The sequence below is a fragment of the Polaribacter sejongensis genome (genome assembly GCF_038024065.1).
Taxonomy (GTDB): Bacteria; Bacteroidota; Bacteroidia; order Flavobacteriales; family Flavobacteriaceae; genus Polaribacter; species Polaribacter sejongensis.
The window spans coordinates 618,963-641,836 of the sequence record NZ_CP150667.1; the positions used below are offsets into that span (position 1 = coordinate 618,963).

Sequence of the window (22,874 nt, forward strand, 5' to 3'; positions counted from 1 at the left end):
CTGACATTTTTAAAAATGACTTTAATGAAATCATTATATTATAATTAATAAAAACATGAATCTGTTTACTTTCCAATATCTTCTTGAAACCAATAAGAAAAGACTGTTAACGAGTTTGTTGTTTTGGTGTTTATGTATATCAATAACAGGTTTTAGTCAAGATGTATCAGATGCTTCAGAAGAAGGTGCTTTGCTTGAAAAAACTATTGAGCAGCCAGCAATTAATTATCCAAGATTTAAAGCACCAATTTATAATAAGGATAAAGAAAGTTATTCAATTAAAGAAGTTCCGAGTCCAAGAGGTACTGGAATTATAGGCTATGTATCCGATCCAAATGATTTGATAGATGCATCCTCAGAAAATCAAATAAACCGATTATTATTTGAGTTAGAGCAAAAATCGTCTGTTGAAGTTGCCGTAGTGGTAATCCCAAGTATTGGTAGAGAAATTCCTAAACAATTTGCCGTAGATCTTTTCGAATTATGGGGTATCGGTAAAGCAGATACAGACAACGGATTACTAATTTTAACAGTAATGGACCAACGCAGAACAGAGTTTGAGGTTGGTTATGGTCTAGAACCTATTTTAACGGACGCTGTTTGCTACCGAATTGGTGTAAATGAAATTGTACCTAATTTTAAGAATGGAAATTATGGTGAGGGATTGATAAATTCGGTGGTTAGAATCCGTGAGTTTTTAGACAATCCGCAGGTTATTCAGGAAGTTTACGGTACTAGTATTGTACATCAAAAAGACGACAATTATCAATGGTATCATTATTTTTTATTGGTGTACACTATTATTTGCGCGTTCATGCTGTTTTGGTATGAAGGTGTATTATATCAAACCCAAATATCTAAAGACGATTTTTACGATAAGTATAATCGATTGGACGAATTAAAATTAGGATGTCTTATCTTTTTGTTACCATTTCCTTTATTTTTTATTTCAAAAAAGGTAAAAAAACGCCTGCAAAAATATCGAACAGCTCCTCGTTATAGTAAAGTAAATGGCAAGCTGTTAACTCTTAAAGATGAATGGAGAGAAAATAAATTTTTAGAAGCTGCTCAAATTTTAGAAGAAAGGCTCAAATCAACTCGCTATGATGTTTGGGTAACAGAAGATGAAAGCGATATTCTAATTTTAGAATATGAAGGTATTAATAGCAGAAAATACAGTGATTGCACCAAATGTGGTTATAAAACGTACGGAAAAAAATCATCTAAACTATTAAAATCTGCAACGTATGCATCTGCAGGTGAAAGAGTTGATTATTATGAATGTAAAAATTGTAATTATCAAGATGAAAAGATAGTAGTTCTTCCTAAAAAAGTAAGACAGACTTCCTCTTCTTCTGGTTCTTCATCATCTTTTTCTTCGTCATCAAGTTTTGGAGGCGGTAGTTCTGGTGGTGGTGGAGCAGGTGTTAGTTGGTAATCATTTACATCATAAAAAAGGGGGCAAATATTTCGATTTTTGTTATCTTGCACGGTTTTAATTACATGCTTTAATTCAATCAAAATCAGTTTAAATTAAAATTTATGAGGTCCTTTTTATTATTTATATTTCTAAGTACAACATTCTGTTTATCAGCTCAGAAAATATACAACGGAAAAGTTGTTGATACCAACAACTCACCACTAGAAGACGTAAATGTTATTATCGAAGGTACATCAACAGGAACTATTACAAATAACAGTGGTAATTTTTCTGTTTCTAGCAATAATCAAAACGCAATTTTAGTTTTTTCTGCATTAGGATTTAAAACTCAGAAGCAACAAGGAGGAAGCAATTTAACGATTGTTTTACAAGAATCTTCAGAAATTCTTTCGGAAGTTGTATTAGTAGGAACAAGAAATCCTAGACAAACAAAATTAGAAACACCGGTAGCGGTAGATATTGTTGATGTGTCTAAAATTAAATTAACAAGTGCACAAACTACGGCGAATGATTTACTTGCGAATTTAGTGCCCTCTTTTAATTCTAATCGACAATCTTCTTCGGATGGAACAGAACATGTAGATCCTGCTTCTTTAAGAGGTTTAGGTCCAGATCAGGTTTTGGTACTTATCAACGGAAAAAGAAGACATACAACGTCATTATTAAACAATCAAAATACGGTTGGAAACGGATCTGTAGGTACAGATTTATCTTCAATCCCTTCAGCTGCTATCGATAGAATTGAAGTTCTTAGGGATGGAGCTGCAGCTCAATATGGTTCGGATGCTATTGCTGGAGTTATCAATATTATTTTAAAGAAAAATACTGGATTAGAAATTGGTACTACTTATGGTTTAACTTCAGAAGGTGATGGAGAAACGTTTAATTTAAATGTAAATTATGGTACTGAAATTGGCAATAAAGGTGGATTTATAAACCTTACGGCAGAATTTAATGATAGAGGTAAAACAAGTAGAAGCCAAAATCATAATTTGGTTATTTATGACCAATCTGATTTAGGTAATTTCTTTGCGTATGATTTTTCTAATGATGGCGCAAGAGAACGTGATGATGAGTTGATAAATGCTGCGGGTTTAACTCGTGATGATTTTAACTTTCAAGTAGGTGATGCTGCAATTACGAACACACAACTTTTTGTGAATCTTGAGCTTCCTACAAGTAAAAATGGAACTTTTTATGCCGCCGGTGGTGGAAATTATAGAACCGGTAATGGTTTTGGTTTTAGAAGATTACCTTCGGAAGGACATGTTTTAGAAATTTTTCCAAATGGTTTTCAACCCATTTTAGAATCTACAATAATCGACCTTTCTTTAATTGCAGGGTATAAAACGAAACTTGGTGAATGGGATTTTGATTTGAGTAACACCAATGGTTATAATCAATTTGATTATGGCATTTCTAATACTGTAAACGATGCATTGGGAATTAATAGTCCGACTTCTTTTGATGCAGGTGGACATACTTTTTTACAAAATACCGTAAACTTAGACTTTTCTAAATTTGATGATACTATCATGAGCGGACTTGGTTTGGCTTTTGGTGCTGAATATAGATACGAAAATTATACGATTTATGCAGGTGAAGAAGGTTCTTATATTGGTAATGGAGCAAATTCATTTCCTGGTTTTGCGCCGAATAATGAAGTAGATGAGCAAAGATCTTCTGTAGGAATATATGCAGATGTTGAACTTAATTTTACTGACAAATTCTTAGTTGATGTAGCTGGTAGATTCGAAAATTATAGTGATTTTGGAAATACCATCAACGGAAAAATAGCAGCAAGATATAAATTAACGGATGCTGTTGTGTTAAGAGGAGCGTTTGGTACTGGTTTTAGAGCGCCATCTTTACAACAACAATATTTTAACAATATTGCTACCGATTTGGTTGATGGAAACCTTATTAACGGAGGTACATTTAGAAACGATAGTGAAATTGCTCAGACTTTAGGTATTCCTGAATTAAAAGAAGAAACATCTACAAGTATTAGTGTTGGTTTAACAGCTAAGGTTACTAATAATTTTCAAATTACTTTAGATGCTTATAAAGTAGATATTGATGATAGAATTATCTACACTGGTAGTTTAGGTAATGATGTTTATGGTGATGAAATACCAGAATTACAAGCCATATTGCAGCCCTTAGGCGTATCTTCTGCTCGTTTTTTTACGAATGCTATTAACACTTCCACCGCAGGTGTAGATTTAGTAATGAATTATAAAGTTCCTTTAAATGAAGGTGCTTTAAACTTTTCTTTATTATACAATCATAATGAAACTGAAGTAGACGATACATTAAATAATGTTCCTGACATTTTTGTAGGTCAAGAAGATGTGTATTTTGGTGCTCAAGAAAAAATTTTAATTGAATCTAATAATCCTCAGGACAAAGCAATATTTACAGTTGATTTAACAAAAAACAAGTTTGGAGTAATGTTAAGAAACACGTATTGGGGAGAAATAACTAGAAATGGTTTTCCTTTTGGAGGCGCTCAATTACATTCAGGAAAACTGACTACAGATTTAACAGGTTCTTACAATATCAATGATAATCTTTCTTTAACAGTTGGCGCAAATAATTTATTTGATGTATTGCCAGATGAACAAATTTATGACAACAGTTATTTTGGTGTATTCAAATACGCATCTGTTCAAATGGGAACAACAGGAGCGTTTTATTTTGCGAGATTAAACTACAAAATATAATTAGATATTTCTGAAAAGGAAATAACCAAGGTTCATGAAAGGTAAACACAAAATAGGGTGGAAGACGGCAGCAGCTTTGGTTATTTCCAATATGATTGGTACAGGAGTTTTTACCAGTTTAGGGTATCAATTAACTGATATTCAGAATACATGGAGTATTGTGCTAATTTGGTTATTAGGAGGTTTATTCGCCTTAATTGGTGCATTAACGTATGCCGAATTAGGTACAAATTTTGATGATTCTGGTGGAGATTATGTATTTCTATCAAAATTAATTCATCCAATTGTTGGGTATATTTACGCTTGGGTTTCCTTAACCGTTGGTTTTTCAGCTCCGATTGCTATTTCTGTAATGGCGATGAAAAGTTATTTAAACCCTATAAATCCAACCATATTTAACGATTGGTTCGGTATCTTAGTGATTTTAATATTGACTGCAGTTCACTCTATAAGTGTTGGACAAAGCGGAAAGTTTCAAAATATTTCTACAGGTGTTAAAATTGGTTTTGTACTGATTTTAATTATACTCGGTTTTAGTTTTGTACCTACACAAGATGTAACCGCTATAGATCTTAGTAATTCTTGGCAAGACGAAATATTATTACCCGGTTTTGCTGTTTCATTATTATACGTAACGTATGCTTATACAGGTTGGAATTCTGCCGCATACATTGTGGATGAGATTGATGATGCAAGAAGAAATTTACCAAAAGCCTTACTATTTGGAACTGCATTAGTCACTATAATTTATGTGCTTTTACAAATTGTATTTTTAAAACATGCATCTGTAGATCAACTTTCTGGTAAGGTGGAAGTCGCTTTTATTTCCTTTAAAAATATCTTTGGTACAGAAGGAGGGAACTGGGTGAGTTATTTAATTTCCATACAGCTTATTGCAACCGTAAGCGGTTATCTTTGGATTGGATCTAGAATTACATTTGCCATGGCTAAAGATCATTCTTTTTGGAGGAAAATAGCCGTTAAAAACAAAAATGGAATACCAGTGAGAGCTTTGTGGTTACAAGCAGGAATAAGTATTGTATTAACGCTTACAGGTACTTTTGAACAAGTGCTTTTATATGCTAGTTTTTTATTACAATTAATGGGAACATTAACCGTTGCTTCTATATTTTGGTTAAAAGGAAGAAAGGGAGCTTTTAAGAGTCCGTTAAAACCATTTCTACAAATTGTTTTTGTGGTTTTTAGTATTTGGATATTAGGATATATGTTAATGGAAAAACCGAAAGAAAGTGCTATCGGGTTGTTATTTGTATTAACTGGTATTGTAACGTATTTCTTTTCTAACCGAACAAATAAACAGTAATTCTTATCGTAAAAGAGTTGATTAAAACTCAAATACCTTCCATTAATTTACGTGAAAATAATACATATAAACACCATCTAATATTGTGTTTATATAATTTAACTTAAAGCGTTAGTTTAATAATATAAGTTACTATGTATTCATCAGTTTTAAGAATTCTAACTTTATAAAACTTGTTAAATAAGTTAAAGATTATTGAGTATTTAATGCGTGTTTGTAAGTCTTAGTATTTAAATATTAACACCAACACCAACACCTTTATCTTTTTCAAGCACAGAAAAACCCCAATCTGCTATAGATTGTACAACCGGAATTAAAGTTTTACCAAAATCGGTTAATGAATACGCTACTTTTAAAGGAGGTTTAGAGGCAAAAACGGTCCTCTTAATAATACCATCTTCTTCTAGTGCTTTTAATTGTAAACTTAGTGTTCTTTCCGTAACTGTTGGCATTTGCTTTCTTAATTCATTGTAGCGAAGTGTAGTATTGCGTAAATGAAATAAAATAACCGTTTTCCATTTACCACCAATCATTCCCATGGTTAAACTTGCGCAACAAGGATATTCTTTTCCATTATATGTGTACATAAGATTATAATTTTTGTTTTTGACCATACAAAGATATGTTACTATACTAAGGTATACAACTATACTTTTTATAGTAAATTTAACATTTAATATAATTGACTGTATTTTAATTGTTTAAGTATGTTTTATAAGATGGTTTGGATACTATCCTTTTTGACCGTTCTTGCGAGATACAAATGCTCTGTATACTTTTGTTACTATAAAAATGATAGTAAAATAAAAAAATATAATATGAATTTACAAGAAACATTAAACTGGAGATACACTACTAAGGAATTTGACCCAACCAAGAAAATATCTGATGCAGATATGGTACAAGTTAAAAATTTATTAAGAATGAGTCCTTCAAGTGTAAACCTTCAACCTTGGCATTTTGTCATTGCAGAAACTACCGAAGGAAAAGCACGTATGGCAAAGGGAACAAAAGGTTTTTTTCATTTTAATGAACCAAAAGTGGTAAACGCTTCTGCAGTTGTATTATTCTGTTCAAAAACAAGTGAAGGTGCAGATGATGCTTATTTTAAACACCTTTTAGATGTGCAAGATAAAGATGGAAGATTCCCAAATGAAGACGTCAAAAATGGGATGTATGGAGGAATGAACGCTTTTGCAAACATTCATAAATATGACTTAAAAGATTATCAACATTGGATGGAAAAACAAGTATACTTAAACATTGGAAGCTTTTTATTGGGAGTTGCAAGTTTAGAAATAGATGCAACAGCAATGGAAGGTATTGATGTAAAAGCTTTGGATGAAGAATTCGGATTAAGAGAAAAAGGTTTTACTTCATTAGTAGCTGTTTCTTTGGGGTATAGAACTGAATCTGATTTTAATTCAACAGAAAAAACACCAAAATCTAGATTGGCCGAAAGTGAAATTTTTACAGTAATATAAAGTTTGGGAGATTACACAAAAAATGAACCTGCAGGTATTTTTTTTGGAAGCTACTTAAAATTCCTTTCAGAAGTTTGTACAAATACAGAAACCATTATTTATATAGGGAATAACGCTAATTTAAAGTCAAATAAACAGTATTAACATCTGCTTTTTGTTTAATATAATTGTTTGATCATAAATTAAAGTACAGGTTATTATAAAACCAACTAAATAAATTACAATTTATTTAGTTGGTTTTTTTATCCAATACATTCTTCACATTTCCCCTGTATAAGCACTTGATAAAAAGCTATTTGTCTGTTCTCTATTTTAGGAATAACAACTTTTACTTCCAAGCAATCTACTTTACCACAACTTAGACATTGAAAATGCGGATGCACATCTTTGTGTTCCGTTGCCGAACATCCGGTACATTTGGCATACCATTTAAGACCATCTTTACCAAGAAAAGAATGCAAAACACCATCATCTTCTAGCTTATCTAAAATACGATATATCGTTGTTTTGTTAAATTCAGTATCTAATTGATTTATTAGCATTTTTGCAGAAATAGCTACAGAGCTGTTTTTAAACTCATTAAGTAATACTTCTACAGCCTTTGTTTTTCTAATAATTCCCATATAACAAATATAGTGCAACTTAGTTGTAATAACAAATTTATTATTTACATTTGCAACTCAGTTGTGTTAATAAATAAGTAATGATCATTTCAAAACAAAAATCCGATAGTATCGGTGCTATAGCAAGTTCTCTTTGTCTTATACATTGTGCTGCTACTCCCTTATTGTTTATAGTGCAAGCAGGCGCATCAGCTTGTTGCAGTACGACACCTGTTTGGTGGAAATTTATAGACTATTTCTTTTTAGTAATCTCATTTTTTGCCATTTATAGATCTACAGAAACTACTACGAATACCTGGATGAAACCTGCTTTGTGGTTTAGTTGGTTACTACTGTTTGTTGTAATTATCAATGAAAAAATAGCATTGCTTTCTATACCAGAAAGCGCAATCTATATACCAGCAATTGCCCTAATTATTTTACACACATATAATAGAAAATATTGCCAGTGTAAAACCGATAAATGTTGTACAAATGAAAAATAAAAAAGAAATAGAAATTGTAGGTGACAATCATTTCTCATCAAGTATAAGAACACCTTTACGTGCAGATGCTTTTGATAAAAGTGATGAAGAAAAAATAGAAAACATCCAGTATCATTTTAAAAAGATCATGGAAGAAATGGGATTAGATTTAACTGATGATAGTTTATCTGGTACTCCATATCGTGTTGCCAAAATGTATGTAAAAGAATTATTTTATGGGTTAAACCCAGTAAATAAACCTAAACTATCCACTTTTGAAAACAAATATGGGTATAATAAAATGTTAGTAGAACAAAATATTACGATAGATTCTGCTTGCGAACATCACTTTTTGCCAATAATAGGGTATGCAAATGTGGCCTATATTCCTAAAGACAAAGTAATCGGTTTGTCTAAAATAAATCGTTTGGTAGATTATTATGCACGTCGTCCGCAAGTGCAAGAAAGGCTTGTACTTCAAATTTTGAACGATTTACAAACCATTTTAGGTACTAAAGATGTAATTGTTTCGGTGACAGCAAAACACCTTTGTGTTTCTTCTAGAGGTATCAAAGATCAAAGCAGTTTTACAACGACTTTAGAGTATGGAGGTTGTTTTACTGAAGTAGAAAAACGTAACGATTTCTTAAAGATCATCGCTCAAGAAAAAATATAATTTAGCATTTACTTAATTACCTATTAATAATTATTTAAAGCAAATATATAATATGGAATATAATCGAAGAAAATTTATATCTTTTATTGGTAAAGCAGGATTAGGACTAGCAGTTGCTCCTCAGTTTTTAGTAAGTTGTGGTAATACAACAACTCCTGCAAAGGGAATTGATATAATGTCTGATGACCAATTTAAAACTTTAAAAAACTTAGTTTTAGAAGGATTGAATCCTTCAGATAAAGACGATTTATTATTAGCCAATGGATTAGAATATCATTCCATCATTAAATGGGGAGAAAAGATTAATAATGCCGATACTTTTGGATTCAATAATGATTTTATCTGTTTTATTCCTTTGGATGATAACAATCCTAAAGACGGTTTATTATGGGTAAATCATGAGTATATAAATCCGTTTTTTGTCTCTGATTATAACGAATCCGAAGAAAACAAAACTCCAAAAACAAAAGAGCAAGTAGATAAAGAAATGTACAATGTTGGCGGAAGTATTGTACGAATTAAAGAGGAAAATGGCATTTGGAAAGTTGTTGAAAACGATCCTTACAACAGACGTATTACATCCCAAACTCCCATGACGCTAAACTGGGACACTCCAATTAAAGAGGCCTCTACCGTATTTGGAACGAATAGTAATTGTTCTGGCGGAATTACGCCATGGAAAACATTTATTACCTGTGAAGAAAACTACGATGCGTGTTTTGGAGAAACAGAATATGATGAAAATAACAATCCTACACACCGTGCAAGTGAGTATGGATGGGAAACATTTTATAAATATCCACCAGAACATTATGGTTGGGTAGTAGAAGTAAATCCAAAAGACGGAACTGCACAAAAACACATTGCTTTAGGTCGTTTTGCACACGAATGTTGTACACTTTACGAACTAGAAGATAAGCGTGTAGTTGCATATACCGGTGATGATCATAATGATGAACATCTGTATAAATTTATCTCTTCTAAACCAGGTTCTTTAAAAGAAGGAACACTTTATGTGGCGGATACCATCAACGGAAAATGGTTAGCTATGGACTGGGAAAATCAACCGATTTTAAAAAGTAAATTCAAAGACCAAACAGAAGTTTTAATTAGAGCTAGAGAAGCTGCAAAACTAATTGGAGCTACTGCATTAAATAGACCAGAAGATATAGAAATAGATCCTATTACAGGAAACATTTTTGTCTCTTTAACAAATAACAAACCTAAAGGTGATTACCATGGTTCAATTTTAAAAATTGAAGAAAAAGATGGTGCTTTTGATGCGCTAACTTTTAAAGCAGAAACGTACAAAGCAGGAGGAGAGGCTTCAGGTTTTTCTTGTCCGGATAACTTAGCATTTGATTTAGCAGGCAATCTTTGGATGACATCAGACATGTCTGGTAGCGCAATGAATAGAGCTGATACACCGTATTTACCTTTTAAAAACAACAGTTTATTTGTTATTCCGAGATACGGAAAAGATGCTGGGAAAGTAATTAGAGTTGCCACTGCGCCAAGAGATGCAGAGTTAACAGGTTCTTGGTTTTCTCCTGATGGTAAAACACTGTTTTTAAGTGTGCAACACCCAGGTGAGCAAACAAAAGATTTAAGCAACCCAACGAGTACTTGGCCTTTTGATAAAGACAATATTCCTAAACCAACAGTAGTTGCAATTACAGGAGATTTAATAGAAAAAATGAATAAATTAAATTTACTAGAAGAAGCATAAATCAGCATAAGCATTTTTACAATATGGAAGCAATAATTACCATTGTCGGCTTTTTAGGATCAGGAAAAACTACTTTATTAAATTATTTAATAGATCGTTTTTCTGAAAAAAAATGGAACCCTTTTGTCATTTTAAATGATTATGAAAATGCCAATATGGATGTACAGCAGTTTCTGGAAAAAGTGGATAACAAACATGTAAAAGCGCTTACTGGAAGTTGTATTTGTTGTAGTGGCATACATGAACTCAGAAATTATGTAAACGGAATTCCTGTTAGAAAAAAAGGAATTACTTTAATTGAAGCCAACGGTACATCTGATGCTTGTGCATTAATGGAGTTTTTAGGAGTAGGCGTAAACGATCGATTTTTACCACCCATACAAATTTCTGTAGTAGATGTACAAAATTGGCAAAAACGAGGAGAACATGATGAATTAGAAGCGAATCAAATACAGGTTTCGTCTTTAATTGTGTTGACACATCTTGATGGAGTTTCAGAACATAGGAAGGAATTGGTGATTGAAGATTTAAAAAAACACAATCCTTTTGCTAAAATTATCGCTATGGATGCGCTAGACGTTGAGTTGTTGCCCATTCTTTTACCTTCTAAAAATGTGGTTGATAAATTAGCACATCAAAAAGCACATTGGTCTTCTTGTTCTATTGATTTACCTGTTTTACCATCTAAAGACTGCATAGACCTTATTTGTAACCAGCTGCCTAAGAGTATACTTAGAGTTAAAGGTTGCGTACAAATAGCTAAAGAAGCAAATTACACTTATTTTGAAAGAACTCCAGACGGAAAAGTATTTGTAAGACCTTTTAAAGGCGTGCCAATAACAGGAACTAAATTACTAACTATTGGTGCTGGTAGTGAACCAGCTGTTTTAGAAAAAGCGATTGCAGATAGCCTTAAAACTCACAATGAATTATAATAATTTACATAAATACAGGTATTTTAAAGTTAAATAGAGACGATGTGGCGCATTTTAATTATATTTTAACAGAATGTACAGGTAAATTAATAGAATAAAAAAAAGGATACTATTTTTTTAATTATTAGCTTTCGGCCTCATATGAAAACCATGAAATTATCACATTTTATTTGCGGTCTACTCCTTGTAGTTTCTTGCAAAAAAGCCGATCAACAACTCACAAAAATAACGGCTAAAAACATTGCTATAGATAGTACCTTTGTGTCCTCTGCAAAAATAACAAACCTCATAGCGCCTTATAAAGAACAACTTACTGGTGATATGCAAGAAACCTTAACTTATACACCTATAAAACTAACCAGGCAAAATGTTGACAGACAAAGTACTTTAGGTAATCTATTGGCAGATATGTGTGTAGCAGTGGCAAATCCACTTTTTAAAGAGAAAACTAATAATTCCATCGATTTTTCGATGTTTAATAGTGGCGGAATCCGTGCTAGCATTCCGGCAGGAAACATCACCAAAGAACACGCATTTAAATTAATGCCATTCGACAACGAATTGGTCGTTGCCACTCTAACAGGAGATAAAGTAAAAGAATTGGTTACTTATTTTATAAAAAACAAAGCTGCACATCCTTTGTCTAAAAATATAGAATTGACCATTACAGGAGATACGTATACACTGCTAATTAATGGAAAACCATTGGATAAAAATAAGACTTATACTGTTTTAACTTCTGATTATTTACAAGATGGAGGCGATAAAATGAACTTTTTTAAAAATCCTGTAGCATTAACCGTATTAGATTATAAAATGAGAGATGCTATTATAGATTACTTTCAAAAGGTAGATACTTTACAAACCACCATCGATAACCGTGTAAAACTGAACTAATGAAAAGAAGAGATTTTATAAAACGTACAGGAGCCTTTTCTACAATGGCCTTAGTGGGTGGTATTACATTACCGTCTTTTATTGCTAAGAAACAAAGACATATTACTATTTTACACACCAATGATACGCACAGTCATATAGAACCTTTTAAAGCCAACCACAACAGATTTCCGAATGGAGGAGGAGTGGCAAGACGTGCTACCTTGATAGAACAAATACGACAAGAAAATGAAAACACCTTGTTGTTAGATGCTGGTGATATTTTTCAGGGAACGCCTTATTTTAATTATTTTGGAGGAGAATTAGAGTTTAAGTTGATGAGTATTCTAAAATATGATGTTGCTACCATTGGGAATCATGATTTTGACAATTCTATAGAAGGATTGTACAAACAATTACCAAACGCAAAGTTCGATTTTGTTTCTGCCAATTACGATTTTAAGAATACGGTGTTAGATACACATGTAAAACCTTATAAAATACTGCATAAAGACGGACTTAAAATAGGTGTTTTTGGTTTGGGTATTGAGTTAGAAGGTTTGGTAGGTAAGAAGATGTACAAAGAAACCGGTTATTTAAATCCGATTGAAATTACACAAGATATTACCCGTCAATTAAAACAAGAAGAACAATGCGATTTGATTATTTGTTTATCGCATTTAGGATATTACTATAAAAGCAATCCAGATAAAGTTTCAGATTTAACCCTAGCAAAGGCTACTAAAGACATCGACTTAATTATTGGTGGTCATACTCATACTTTTTTACCAAAACCAACCATTGTAAAAAATGCAGACGGAAAAAACACCTTGGTCAACCAAGTAGGAGCTTATGGTGTAAACTTAGGACGTATTGATTTTTACTTTGATGAAGATGCTACTAAAACAGCAAAAGGAACTACTATTTTGGTGTAATTCACACTAAAAACCCGAAGTGCTTTATTTTCAGATTGTTACTCTTATAAAGGTTTGCAAGTCTAACAAAGTAACAAGTTCTGAAGATTAAATTAAAGCATAAAAGTGAAAAAAAAACAAAATATTTTTAGGTCATTTATGAAAACTTTGTATATTCGCACACCTTAAGAAAACAAGGTAGTTCTTTACAACAAAATCTGATGTTATTTGGTTAACTTTTACAACAGATTTGTAGGAAAAAGTAAATAAAGGGGAGATACTCAAGCGGCCAACGAGGACGGACTGTAACTCCGTTGACTACGTCTTCGCAGGTTCGAATCCTGCTCTCCCCACAATTTACTTTCCACTTTAAAATGAATTAAATTCCTTCTTAATTCATAATTCAAAAATTCACATATTAATCCTCTTATTCTTAGTTTTTTTTTACAATTAAAAAGGGCTAAAAAATTAACTTTACAAGAACTGTAATCACTTACATGATGCTTGTAAAAGTCTATTTTATACAATTGATATTCTTGTCTTTAAAGGGCTCTATTTATAGTAAAGTTGTGCAACTTAAAATTATGATTATTTAAGATGCACAACCTTTTTGCTCATTCTAAATGAACAAAGGGGAATTATAAGTTTAAAATAATTAGTTTATAAAAACGCATCATTACTGTTTTTAAAACTCACCTGCATATTGCGTTGCGTACTCCATTGCTTTTTCTTTTGTCATAGTAGCTACTTTGGCTTTGTCTTTACTAAAAAAATCTACCAAGGTTTCTCCTTCAGCCTGGTTTCTTTCCTTTTTTTCACGAACCATCACTAAACTATTTTTATCGTACATAAAAACCATTGACATTCTGTTACGAAATACCGCTTTTTTTACTTTTTTAGATATTGCTTCATCAAACACAAAATAGGCTGGCATACCACCTTCCGTAAGACTAAGTGTCATCATTTTTGTGGTACCAGGTGAACCTGCTGCAAGAAATACCTCTTTTACTTCTTGACCTGGATTCCCCATTTTATTTAATGAATAATATTTACCATCAAACACATCACTTTTAGGAAAATAATCTTGAGCCTTTGCATTTAAAGCACAAACAAATAATACGAGTAATAATCCTTTTAATTTCATCATTTTTAATTTTAATTAATTAGTATTTACATTCAATTTAAGTGTAGCTTTTTAGCTCATTTTAAACTAAATAACACTCAAATGTATACTTTAATTATGTAATTATTTGAGCGTATAACTGCTTTGACCCAAATAGTAGCTTTTTGAATCAAATGGTTGCTTTCTGACTTAAATAGTCATTTTTTGAATGATGTAAAACCGTGTTTAGTTCTAATTTTGACCTGTTATAAAAAAGAAAGAAACATCAATTTTAAAACCAAAACAATGAAACCAATGAAACATTTAATTTTAGCAGTTGTACTATTAATAACTACTGCAACACAAGCACAAAAAAGCTTTTTTGAGAACATTTCTGAAACAGAAACTTACAACCTATATATAAAGGTGTCAAAAGCGGGAGATGGAACCTATAAGGCAGAAGAAAAAACAAGTTCGGTTAAATTTAAAAAAGAATATTTACCAACAGGAGAAGGGTATAAATTTTCTACGATTATACAAGAAGGTCCAAAAAAAGGAGAAACTAAAATGACAATTGATCTTTCAGATGAAAAAAGAACGTGTTCTGGGTATCCATATGAGTCTGTTATTACAATAGAAGGTTGGAGCTCTAATAGTTACTATGTATCTGTTGATGATTATGTTTTTGCTCTTGAAGGAGTTTCAACAAAATTTGCTACTTTTAAAGGTATTTACGCTGTCTATATAAAAGCAGGAACTGCACCTGTAAAGGCTGATGCTGAGAAAAAGGAGCAAAAGACTAAAAAGAAGAACTCTTTTTTCGCGAAAATGAAAGCGTTAAAAAAGGAAGCATTAGGATCTGTCGGCGTTTTTGGACCTGAATATAAAGAATTCAAAAAGAAGGATTTAGATAAAATAATTACAGATTATTTAGTTGCCATGAAAGCAAAACAAGATGGTAGAACGGCAAAACAAAAGCAATCTGATAAAAACGTTGCAAAACTTACTATAGATAAATTGGCAAAAGAAAAAGCTGCAAGTGATGCATCATGGGCAGAATCTAAAAGATACAATGATTTTGTGAAAGCAACACCAGAATGGCAAGACTTAGAGAGAAGAAAAAAACTGAACGAAGCCAATTACCAAGGTGCACAAAAGGCAAATAAAGTAACGCTTAGAAACACTAGCGGAAGCACTATTTATGTATGCCCAAAAGGTATGGATACTCATGAAATAGAAATTTCTGCAGGTGGAACAGCTAAATGGGATTGTGATACTGATGGATATTTACAAGTTAATGGTAAAGCTACCAATGCAAAAGTATACAGTAAAAATACAGGTTGTGGTAATACAATTACCATAAGATAAAGAACAAACAATTTAAGAAAGAGAGTAAAGTAGTTGTTAAAACCTTGTAAGTGCAAAAGCTTGCGAGGTTTTTTTAGATAGCATAGAATTTAACACTCCTAAATAATCCTTTCTAGAGTAGATCAAGTCTTCACTCCAAAATACGCCTTTTCAGATTACGTACAACTTGTCATTCCAAAATAAACCTTTTTAGAGTACATCAATTTGTCATTCTGAAATGAGCTTATTTAGGTAATATGCAACATGTCATTCCGAAATGAGCCTTTTTAGGCGATTGAGGAATCTCATTTTAACTTCATAATTAGAACAAACAACATCTGTTATTTTAAATTAGTTTCTCACCAATAATACCGACTAAAAAACCAAAAGCAGCACCCAAAGAAGTTAAATAGTTGTTTTTTAATTTGCTTTCAGGAATAATATCGTTTATTAATAAATATAGAATTCCTCCACTTGCAAAAGTCATTAAATGTGCCGTTAAAATTGGAGAATCTGTTAAAAAATAATGTCCAATTAAAGCACCTCCAATTCCGAAAAAACTTAAAACGAAAAATATAATTAATGTTTTTTGTGCTGTAAAACCACTTCCCACCATATCTCTATAAGAATTAAAAGCTTCTGGTAAATTCTGAAGTCCTATAAAAACGGCTAATAGAGTTGCCATTTTAGGATCAACAGCAAATGTAGCTCCTAAAGCTATTGATTCTGGAATAAAATCCATCATCATTGCTAGCAAAGTAGCATTTTTACTACCATTTTTAGCTAAATATTGATCGATATAAAGAAAAATTAAAACCCCAGCAGTAAAGGAAATTGCCATTGGTAAAACTGTTAATTCTTCTAAACCTTTAGGAATTAATACCAAAGCAATTGCAGACAATATAATACCTGCACCAAAAGACATCATTGTGTGTGTAATTTCATATTTTACAGGAGTTTCACGAATATGATGATTGAAAAAATTAGCTAATAAACCACCAATAAAAACTGTAATTCCTGCAAATCCTGAAAATAAGAGTAAGTTTTGTAACATATTTTTAAACGATAATATTATTCTTAATTTAGACTTCTCTAACTTAATACAATAAACGACTATTACTAGATAAAAAAAAGAAGAAGTGCTATTTTCCTTTTAATACTTAGAATTATAGCTAATATTATTTTTTCCCTTTAAATGGCTTTAAATTATGATTTATCCACCTGAGAATACAATTAAAAAATAATAAAAGAGAATAAAATAGACTTTTTACGAAAATTAGCCTTTACTGAGTTTTTCGAAGGAATAGGAGAGAAGTGGAATTAAATATCATTAGCCTTAATTTATATCTATCAAACATAAAAAAAACATTTGTGTGTTTATAAAATTTATTGACACCTTATATTTGAATAATTAAATAAATTTTTAATGACAAAATTCTGTTTACCAGTAGATCCAGCGAATTATATATACACAGTTAAAGGTAGATGCATGGATTTAATAGCACATGATATATGGGCAGGTATTAAACTAATAAATTTAAACAGATGGTTTAATAATATATTCGCGCAAAGGCATACTAACTTGTTTTTTTAAAAACTCACTAACATAAGTAGTTTAATTAAGTTATTCGATCGATAACTAAAGGACAACATTTACCATAGTAAGTATAAATAGGGATTTAAATTCTAATTCCTATTTTTACGTAAAAATTAGTAGTTTGATTAGAGAAAAAATAAAAAAACATTCCATTTTATCAATATCAGTAAGCATCATATTTATATGCACTTTAATTGTTTTTTTTGCTACTGAAGCAAGTTATAATGCTATTGAAAGTGCTTCGTTGTGGGTACGCAATTATTTTGGATATTTTTATTTATACTTAGGTTTTGGATGTGTTATAGCGCTTTTACTACTTGCCTTTTCAAAATATGGAAGGATAAAACTAGGAAAACCATCATCTAACCCCGAGTACTCTTTATGGTCTTGGACTGCTATGCTTTATAGCGCAGGAATGGGATCTGGTATTTTATTAAGAGCAGTGCAAGAACCTGTTTTTATGCAGCAAAACCCGCCTTTTAACTCTAGTTTACCTGCGCAAACAGTAGCTTTAGAGTTTACGTTCTATCAATGGGGACTTACGGCGTGGGCTTTTTATGGACTTTTTGCAGTAATTGTTGGCTATGCATTACATGTCAAGAAAAAGAAGGTAAGAATTAGTGCAACTATAGAAGATAGCGTTAAAAGTAATACACTAAAAAATAGTGTAGATGTTATAACTATTATTACTACTGTTTTCGGGTTAATAGCGGCAATCGGTTTAGGAACTACGCAAATTAATGGTGGCTTAAATCATCTGTTAAACCAAGATTTTGGATTGATTACTACAATTTTACTTTGTGTCTTTATTTCTACAGTGGCTTGTTATTCTGCTTGGCAAGGTGTTAATAAAGGGATTAAAATATTCTCTAACTTAAATATCATTGTCACCTTTGGTATTTTGTTGTTTATCTTTTTTACTAGTGATATGAAACGTATTTTAATTGCGTTTTTTACATCTACTTATCATTATATAATCGACTTTATACCAATGAGTTTAGCCATTGGTAATTATAATCCAGGTTTAGAATTTTTAACCGGTTGGACTTTTTATTATTGGGCATTTTGGTTGGCATGGGCACCATTTACAGGTATATTTATAGCTCGTATTTCTAAAGGTCGGACTATAAGACAATTACTATTAGGTGTTTTAATTATTCCGTCTTTGGGAACTTTTTTTTGGTTTTCTGTTTTCGGAACGTCAGCCTTTCAATTAATAGAACAATGGGGTGTTTATAATAATGAATTTAGCAATGTGTTTTCTTCCATTTTTGTGTTTTTTGAACACTATCCGTTCGCAACATTTTTAAATATAACCTCCCTGTTTTTATTAATTAGTTTTTTGATTACTTCTGTAGATTCGGCAGTATTTGTATTAAGCATGTTTACTGATAAAGGTGATAAAAATCCAAGTAAATCACATCGTGTCATCTGGTCTGTTTTTATTTTATTAGCAACGATAGCTTTGGTGTTATTAGGTAATATTAAGGCAGATATTAATGTTCTGGAAGCCGTACAGCGTTTACTAATAATTACGTCGTTACCGTTCTCTTTCTTTATTATAATTATGTTGTTTCTTTTTGTTAAAGACCTCAGAAAAAACAAAGCAATAATTAGTAAAACAAAGCCGTAATTGCTGTAAGTTTTTAGTCTTTTTTCGATTAATATATAAACAATAAAAGTATGGATGAGTTTAATCAACCCAACTTATTTTCTACAGATCAGGTCATAAAAACAGTATTTGACTTACCAGGTGCTCATGTTACCTTGTTAGAAAATTTCTTCAGCATAGAAGAAAGTAATGCTCTATATACAAGTCTATTAAATAATACAACTTGGGAGCAAGACCAGATGGCTATTTATGGCAAACAAATAGATTTACCAAGACTTACAGCATGGTATGGTGATACGGATTTAGAAGTTGCTTATGTTGGGAAAACAACAAAGTTACGACCTTGGACTGCGGAGTTAATAAAAATTAAGGAACGCATAGAACAGGAAGTGGATGTCAAATTTACACGCTGCTTACTTAATTATTATCGCGATGGTAAGGATAGTGTAGATTGGCATCAAGATTATGAAGTTGGTAAACGAAAAAACACGGTTATTGGTTCTGCTACTTTTGGTGAAACAAGACCGTTTCAGTTAAAACACGCCACTCGTAAGGATTTAAAACGTATTGAAATTCCATTAACTCATGGTAGCTTGCTAATAATGCAAGGTGCTACACAAGAAAATTGGAAACACAAAATTCCGAAGACCACAAAAAAAATTAGACCACGAATAAACTTGACCTTTAGATGGGTTGAATAAAGCAAAAAAAGTATCAATAAAGGATTCACTTAAACTTATGGTACGTTTTATTGTTTTAAAAACATGTTTATTGTCTTTTTTATGAAAAATTTAAGAAGTAGCCTCTAATTCACCTTTGATTATACTAATATTCCCTTTTTTTGTACATCAATTTGGGGCGGTTTTCTATTTATTTTGTACTATCATTTATGACCGTTATTGTGAGTTATTAATACTATACTTACTTTTGTCACTATAAAAATGATAGTTAAATAAAAAATATATAAAAATGAATTTACAAGACACATTAAACTGGAGATACGCCACTAAAGAATTTGACACTTCCAAGAAAATATCTGGAGAAGATATGGCACAGGTTAAAAATTTATTAAGAATGAGTCCATCAAGCGTAAACTTGCAACCTTGGCATTTTATAGTTGCAGAAAGTACAGAAGGAAAAGCACGTATGGCAAAAGGAACACAAGGCTTTTTTCATTTTAACGAACCAAAAATAACGAACGCATCAGCAGTTGTATTGTTTTGTTCTAAAGTAGATGTTGATGAAGACTATTACAAGCATATAGCAGATATAGATGACAAAAATGGTAGATTCCCAAATGAAGATATTAAAAATGGATTTTTAGGTGCTGTAAAAGCATTTGCTGATATTCATAAATTTGATTTAAAAGACCTCCAACATTGGATGGAAAAACAAGTTTATCTTAACATTGGTAGTTTTTTATTAGGAGTTGCAAGTTTAGGTATCGATGCAACACCAATGGAAGGTATTGATGTAAAAGCATTAGATGAAGAATTCGGATTAAGAGCAAAAGGATTTACGTCTTTAGTAGCGGTATCTTTAGGATATAGAGCAGCATCTGATTTTAATTCGACGGACAAAACTCCAAAATCTAGATTAGCAGAAAGTGAAATTATTACTGTAATATAATTGCAAAAAATTTAATTCAGATGAAAGCAATAGGATATAAAGAGAATTTACCAATAGACAATGTAAATTCGCTACAAGACATAGAAATTACTACTCCAAAAGCAACAGGTAGAGATGTTTTAGTGGAGATTAAAGCCATTTCAGTAAATCCTGCAGATTACAAAGTACGTGCAAATATGCCTGTACAAGGTGACGATTGGAAAATTATTGGTTGGGATGCTACCGGAATTGTAACAGCAATTGGTGACGACGTTACTCTTTTTAAGGTAGGTGATGAAGTTTGGTATGCTGGCGATTTTACGCGTCAAGGAAGTTATGCGCAATATCAAGTAGTAGATGAACGCATTGTTGGGAAAAAACCAACAAGTTTATCGTATGCAGAAGCTGCCGCGTTGCCATTAACAACATTAACAGCGTATGAAATGTTGTTTGATAGATTAGAGGTGTCTAAAGACGATGCCAATAAATCTATTTTAATAATAGGAGCAGCTGGAGGCGTTGGTTCTATAATGGTTCAATTGGCTAAAAAGCTTACAAAATTGAACATTATTGCGACTGCTTCTCGTGAGGAAACTACAGATTGGTTAAAAGAATTGGGTGCAGATACGGTTATCAATCATAGAAATAAATTGAGCGAAGAGTTTGAGAAATACAGTCTTCCTGCGCCAGAATATGTGGTAAGTTTAAATGCTACGGAACAACACGTTGATGAAATTGCTAAGTTGATTAAGCCACAAGGTAAATTCGGATTTATTGATGATCCTAAAGTGATGAATGTGATGCCTTTTAAAGGGAAAGCAGTTTCTACGCACATCGAGTTAATGTTTACACGTTCTATGTTTCAAACGGATGATATGATAGAGCAACACAACATTTTAAACAACGTTTCTCAATTAATAGACAACGGAACCATTAGAACCACTTTAGGTGAAAATTTCGGAATTATTAATGCTAAAAACTTGCGTAAAGCACACGCTTTTTTAGAAACAGGAAAAGCAAAAGGTAAAATAGTTTTAGAAGGATTTTAGTCTCAATGAGACACATATTATATACATAAAATGAATTTCAAATCAATTATAATAGCAGTAGCTATAACAGCTTTTTTTGTTAGCAATACAGCAAATGCACAAGGAAACACCATAGATTCTGTAGCAACATCAAAAGTGCAACATTTCAATTTTGATGATATGGCATCGGAAACTATTGGAAAAGGCATCAAGCGTAAGTGGTTTCACGGAGAAAAAGGTCAAATGACTATTTTTAATTTAGAAAAAGGAGCACATATTCCTTGGCATCAGCATCCAAATGAACAGATTACTTATATAATGTCTGGTAAAGTAAAAATTAAGACTATTATTGATGGTAAAGAAACATTTGTAGAAGTTGGAGCAGGAGAAGTAATTGTTTTTCCTGAAAATGTACCACACGAGTTTTGGGCTTTAGAAGAAACGGTAGACTTAGATGTGCACGTACCTGTGCGTCAAGATTGGTTGTCTAAAGAGCTTCCTGACTATTTAAAGAAAACTAAAAAATAGAGATCATTATTCAGCAGATTGGTTGGCTTTTTAAACCAAATTTAAGGGGAGAAGAGAACGTTAAATTAGGCAGTAAAGCCATCTGAAAGCTGTAATTTTGTGACACTAAAAATAGACAAATCATGAGTAAAATAACTGTTGTGGCTAAAATTGTAGCCAAAGAAGAAAATAGAGAATTGGTTAAAACCGAATTACTAAAATTAGTTGCCAGTAGTGTTAAAGAAGCTGGTTGTATCAACTACAACTGCCTTCAAGACAATGACGATGCCAATACATTTACAATGTATGAGAACTGGAAAGATGCTGAGGCACTTACTTTTCACGCTGCAACGCCTCATTATGTAGCGCTCCAAACTGCGACCAAAGATGCTATTGCCGAATTTGCAGTGAATAAAATGACTATGCTTGCCTAATTAAGACACCATTTAATTTGAAAATGGAGCTTTTGCGACCAATGTGAAAACATGGTCCAAAAGCTCTTTTTTTTGGTTATAATTTGATGATAGTAGTTGTTTTTTTTTTGGAGCTATTTCCAGCTATCCGTTCCCGCTTTTTTAATATTGCCAAAAAAGACAAGATTAAAAAGAGCTCCACTTCTATCTGGGCTAGGGGTTTTGGGTATGCGAGGAATAATATTTTTAGTATAACTTTTCTTTACTCTATTTAATCTTAAAAGTTTCAAACAACAGCAAATTCTCATCTGTTGTACTAAAAATATTAGTTTTATATTTGATGTAATTACGCTATTGTGTAGAGGATCTATAAATCAAATTTGGTGGATATTCACTGTAAATTATGCGTTATTAAGTAGTTGGCAGCAAGTGAAAAAAGCAAGCCCCCGAATATTAACAATTAGGATA

The 22,874-nt window shown here is 31.9% G+C and carries 21 protein-coding genes and 1 tRNA gene; 18 read left to right on the forward strand and 4 right to left on the reverse strand.

Going from position 1 to position 22,874, the window contains the following annotated elements:
• The first annotated feature begins 55 nt into the window (after positions 1 to 55).
• From WHD08_RS02240 to WHD08_RS02250, 3 genes are all read left to right on the forward strand, one after another.
• Positions 56 to 1,438: a TPM domain-containing protein gene (locus tag WHD08_RS02240; protein ID WP_165731183.1), complete on the forward strand. Its 1,383-nt coding sequence runs from the start codon at positions 56 to 58 to the stop codon at positions 1,436 to 1,438.
• Between the two features lie 104 nt (positions 1,439 to 1,542).
• Positions 1,543 to 4,167, forward strand: a complete 2,625-nt coding sequence (locus WHD08_RS02245) for a TonB-dependent receptor (protein WP_208889391.1) — start codon at positions 1,543 to 1,545, stop codon at positions 4,165 to 4,167.
• Between the two features lie 34 nt (positions 4,168 to 4,201).
• Positions 4,202 to 5,491 (forward strand): APC family permease, encoded by a 1,290-nt coding sequence (locus tag WHD08_RS02250; RefSeq protein ID WP_208889390.1) that lies wholly within the window; start codon positions 4,202 to 4,204, stop codon positions 5,489 to 5,491.
• 230 nt (positions 5,492 to 5,721) lie between these two features.
• Here the strand turns inward: WHD08_RS02250 and WHD08_RS02255 are convergent, their stop codons facing one another.
• On the reverse strand, positions 5,722 to 6,078 hold the full coding sequence (locus tag WHD08_RS02255) for a winged helix-turn-helix transcriptional regulator (RefSeq protein ID WP_208889389.1): 357 nt from the start codon (positions 6,076 to 6,078) through the stop codon (positions 5,722 to 5,724).
• A 231-nt stretch (positions 6,079 to 6,309) separates the two neighbouring features.
• Here WHD08_RS02255 and nfsB (WHD08_RS02260) point away from each other — a divergent pair, with 231 nt between their 5' ends.
• Positions 6,310 to 6,975: an oxygen-insensitive NAD(P)H nitroreductase gene (gene nfsB / locus WHD08_RS02260; RefSeq protein WP_208889388.1), complete on the forward strand. Its 666-nt coding sequence runs from the start codon at positions 6,310 to 6,312 to the stop codon at positions 6,973 to 6,975.
• A 242-nt stretch (positions 6,976 to 7,217) separates the two neighbouring features.
• Here the strand turns inward: nfsB (WHD08_RS02260) and WHD08_RS02265 are convergent, their stop codons facing one another.
• Entirely contained in the window at positions 7,218 to 7,598 is a 381-nt protein-coding gene (locus tag WHD08_RS02265; RefSeq protein ID WP_208889387.1) for a Fur family transcriptional regulator, read from the reverse strand.
• 80 nt (positions 7,599 to 7,678) lie between these two features.
• Between WHD08_RS02265 and WHD08_RS02270 the strand changes: the two genes are divergently transcribed.
• The 7 genes from WHD08_RS02270 to WHD08_RS02300 all read left to right on the forward strand — a co-directional run bounded on the left by WHD08_RS02270 (position 7,679) and on the right by WHD08_RS02300 (position 13,545).
• Entirely contained in the window at positions 7,679 to 8,083 is a 405-nt protein-coding gene (locus WHD08_RS02270) for a MerC domain-containing protein (protein WP_165731189.1), read from the forward strand.
• Positions 8,073 to 8,738, forward strand: a complete 666-nt coding sequence (gene folE, locus WHD08_RS02275) for a GTP cyclohydrolase I FolE (protein WP_208889386.1) — start codon at positions 8,073 to 8,075, stop codon at positions 8,736 to 8,738. Before WHD08_RS02270 ends, folE begins: the two co-directional genes overlap by 11 nt.
• 52 nt (positions 8,739 to 8,790) lie before the next feature.
• Positions 8,791 to 10,467 (forward strand): PhoX family protein, encoded by a 1,677-nt coding sequence (locus tag WHD08_RS02280; protein WP_208889385.1) that lies wholly within the window; start codon positions 8,791 to 8,793, stop codon positions 10,465 to 10,467.
• Positions 10,468 to 10,490: 23 nt separating this feature from the next.
• Positions 10,491 to 11,402 carry a GTP-binding protein gene (locus WHD08_RS02285; protein WP_208889384.1) on the forward strand — a complete coding sequence of 304 codons (912 nt, stop codon included), beginning with the start codon at positions 10,491 to 10,493 and terminating at the stop codon, positions 11,400 to 11,402.
• Between the two features lie 150 nt (positions 11,403 to 11,552).
• On the forward strand, positions 11,553 to 12,299 hold the full coding sequence (locus tag WHD08_RS02290; RefSeq protein ID WP_208889383.1) for a 5'-nucleotidase C-terminal domain-containing protein: 747 nt from the start codon (positions 11,553 to 11,555) through the stop codon (positions 12,297 to 12,299).
• On the forward strand, positions 12,299 to 13,213 hold the full coding sequence (locus WHD08_RS02295) for a bifunctional metallophosphatase/5'-nucleotidase (RefSeq protein ID WP_165731193.1): 915 nt from the start codon (positions 12,299 to 12,301) through the stop codon (positions 13,211 to 13,213). Before WHD08_RS02290 ends, WHD08_RS02295 begins: the two co-directional genes overlap by 1 nt.
• A gap of 250 nt (positions 13,214 to 13,463) precedes the next feature.
• Positions 13,464 to 13,545 (forward strand) — tRNA-Tyr (locus WHD08_RS02300).
• A 332-nt stretch (positions 13,546 to 13,877) separates the two neighbouring features.
• Here the strand turns inward: WHD08_RS02300 and WHD08_RS02305 are convergent.
• Complete coding sequence (locus WHD08_RS02305) at positions 13,878 to 14,339, reverse strand: hypothetical protein (protein WP_208889382.1); 462 nt, start codon at positions 14,337 to 14,339, stop codon at positions 13,878 to 13,880.
• Positions 14,340 to 14,609: 270 nt separating this feature from the next.
• On the opposite strand from WHD08_RS02305, the gene WHD08_RS02310 reads away from it, so the two are divergent.
• A complete protein-coding gene (locus tag WHD08_RS02310) occupies positions 14,610 to 15,662 on the forward strand; it encodes a hypothetical protein (protein WP_208889381.1) in 1,053 nt (350 codons plus the stop codon).
• Between the two features lie 325 nt (positions 15,663 to 15,987).
• Here the strand turns inward: WHD08_RS02310 and WHD08_RS02315 are convergent, their stop codons facing one another.
• Positions 15,988 to 16,695 (reverse strand): ZIP family metal transporter, encoded by a 708-nt coding sequence (locus WHD08_RS02315; protein ID WP_208889380.1) that lies wholly within the window; start codon positions 16,693 to 16,695, stop codon positions 15,988 to 15,990.
• Positions 16,696 to 17,359: 664 nt separating this feature from the next.
• Here WHD08_RS02315 and WHD08_RS02320 point away from each other — a divergent pair.
• From WHD08_RS02320 to WHD08_RS02345, 6 genes are all read left to right on the forward strand, one after another.
• Entirely contained in the window at positions 17,360 to 18,871 is a 1,512-nt protein-coding gene (locus WHD08_RS02320) for a BCCT family transporter (RefSeq protein ID WP_244183267.1), read from the forward strand.
• 50 nt (positions 18,872 to 18,921) lie between these two features.
• Positions 18,922 to 19,551 (forward strand): alpha-ketoglutarate-dependent dioxygenase AlkB family protein, encoded by a 630-nt coding sequence (locus WHD08_RS02325; protein WP_208889379.1) that lies wholly within the window; start codon positions 18,922 to 18,924, stop codon positions 19,549 to 19,551.
• Positions 19,552 to 19,819: 268 nt separating this feature from the next.
• Positions 19,820 to 20,479 carry an oxygen-insensitive NAD(P)H nitroreductase gene (nfsB, locus tag WHD08_RS02330; RefSeq protein WP_208889378.1) on the forward strand — a complete coding sequence of 220 codons (660 nt, stop codon included), beginning with the start codon at positions 19,820 to 19,822 and terminating at the stop codon, positions 20,477 to 20,479.
• Between the two features lie 20 nt (positions 20,480 to 20,499).
• A complete protein-coding gene (locus WHD08_RS02335; protein ID WP_208889377.1) occupies positions 20,500 to 21,507 on the forward strand; it encodes a zinc-binding alcohol dehydrogenase family protein in 1,008 nt (335 codons plus the stop codon).
• A gap of 30 nt (positions 21,508 to 21,537) precedes the next feature.
• Positions 21,538 to 22,014, forward strand: coding sequence for a cupin domain-containing protein (locus tag WHD08_RS02340; protein ID WP_208889376.1), 477 nt, complete (start codon positions 21,538 to 21,540; stop codon positions 22,012 to 22,014).
• Positions 22,015 to 22,136: 122 nt separating this feature from the next.
• Positions 22,137 to 22,427: a putative quinol monooxygenase gene (locus WHD08_RS02345; protein ID WP_208889375.1), complete on the forward strand. Its 291-nt coding sequence runs from the start codon at positions 22,137 to 22,139 to the stop codon at positions 22,425 to 22,427.
• The last annotated feature ends 447 nt before the right edge of the window (positions 22,428 to 22,874 follow it).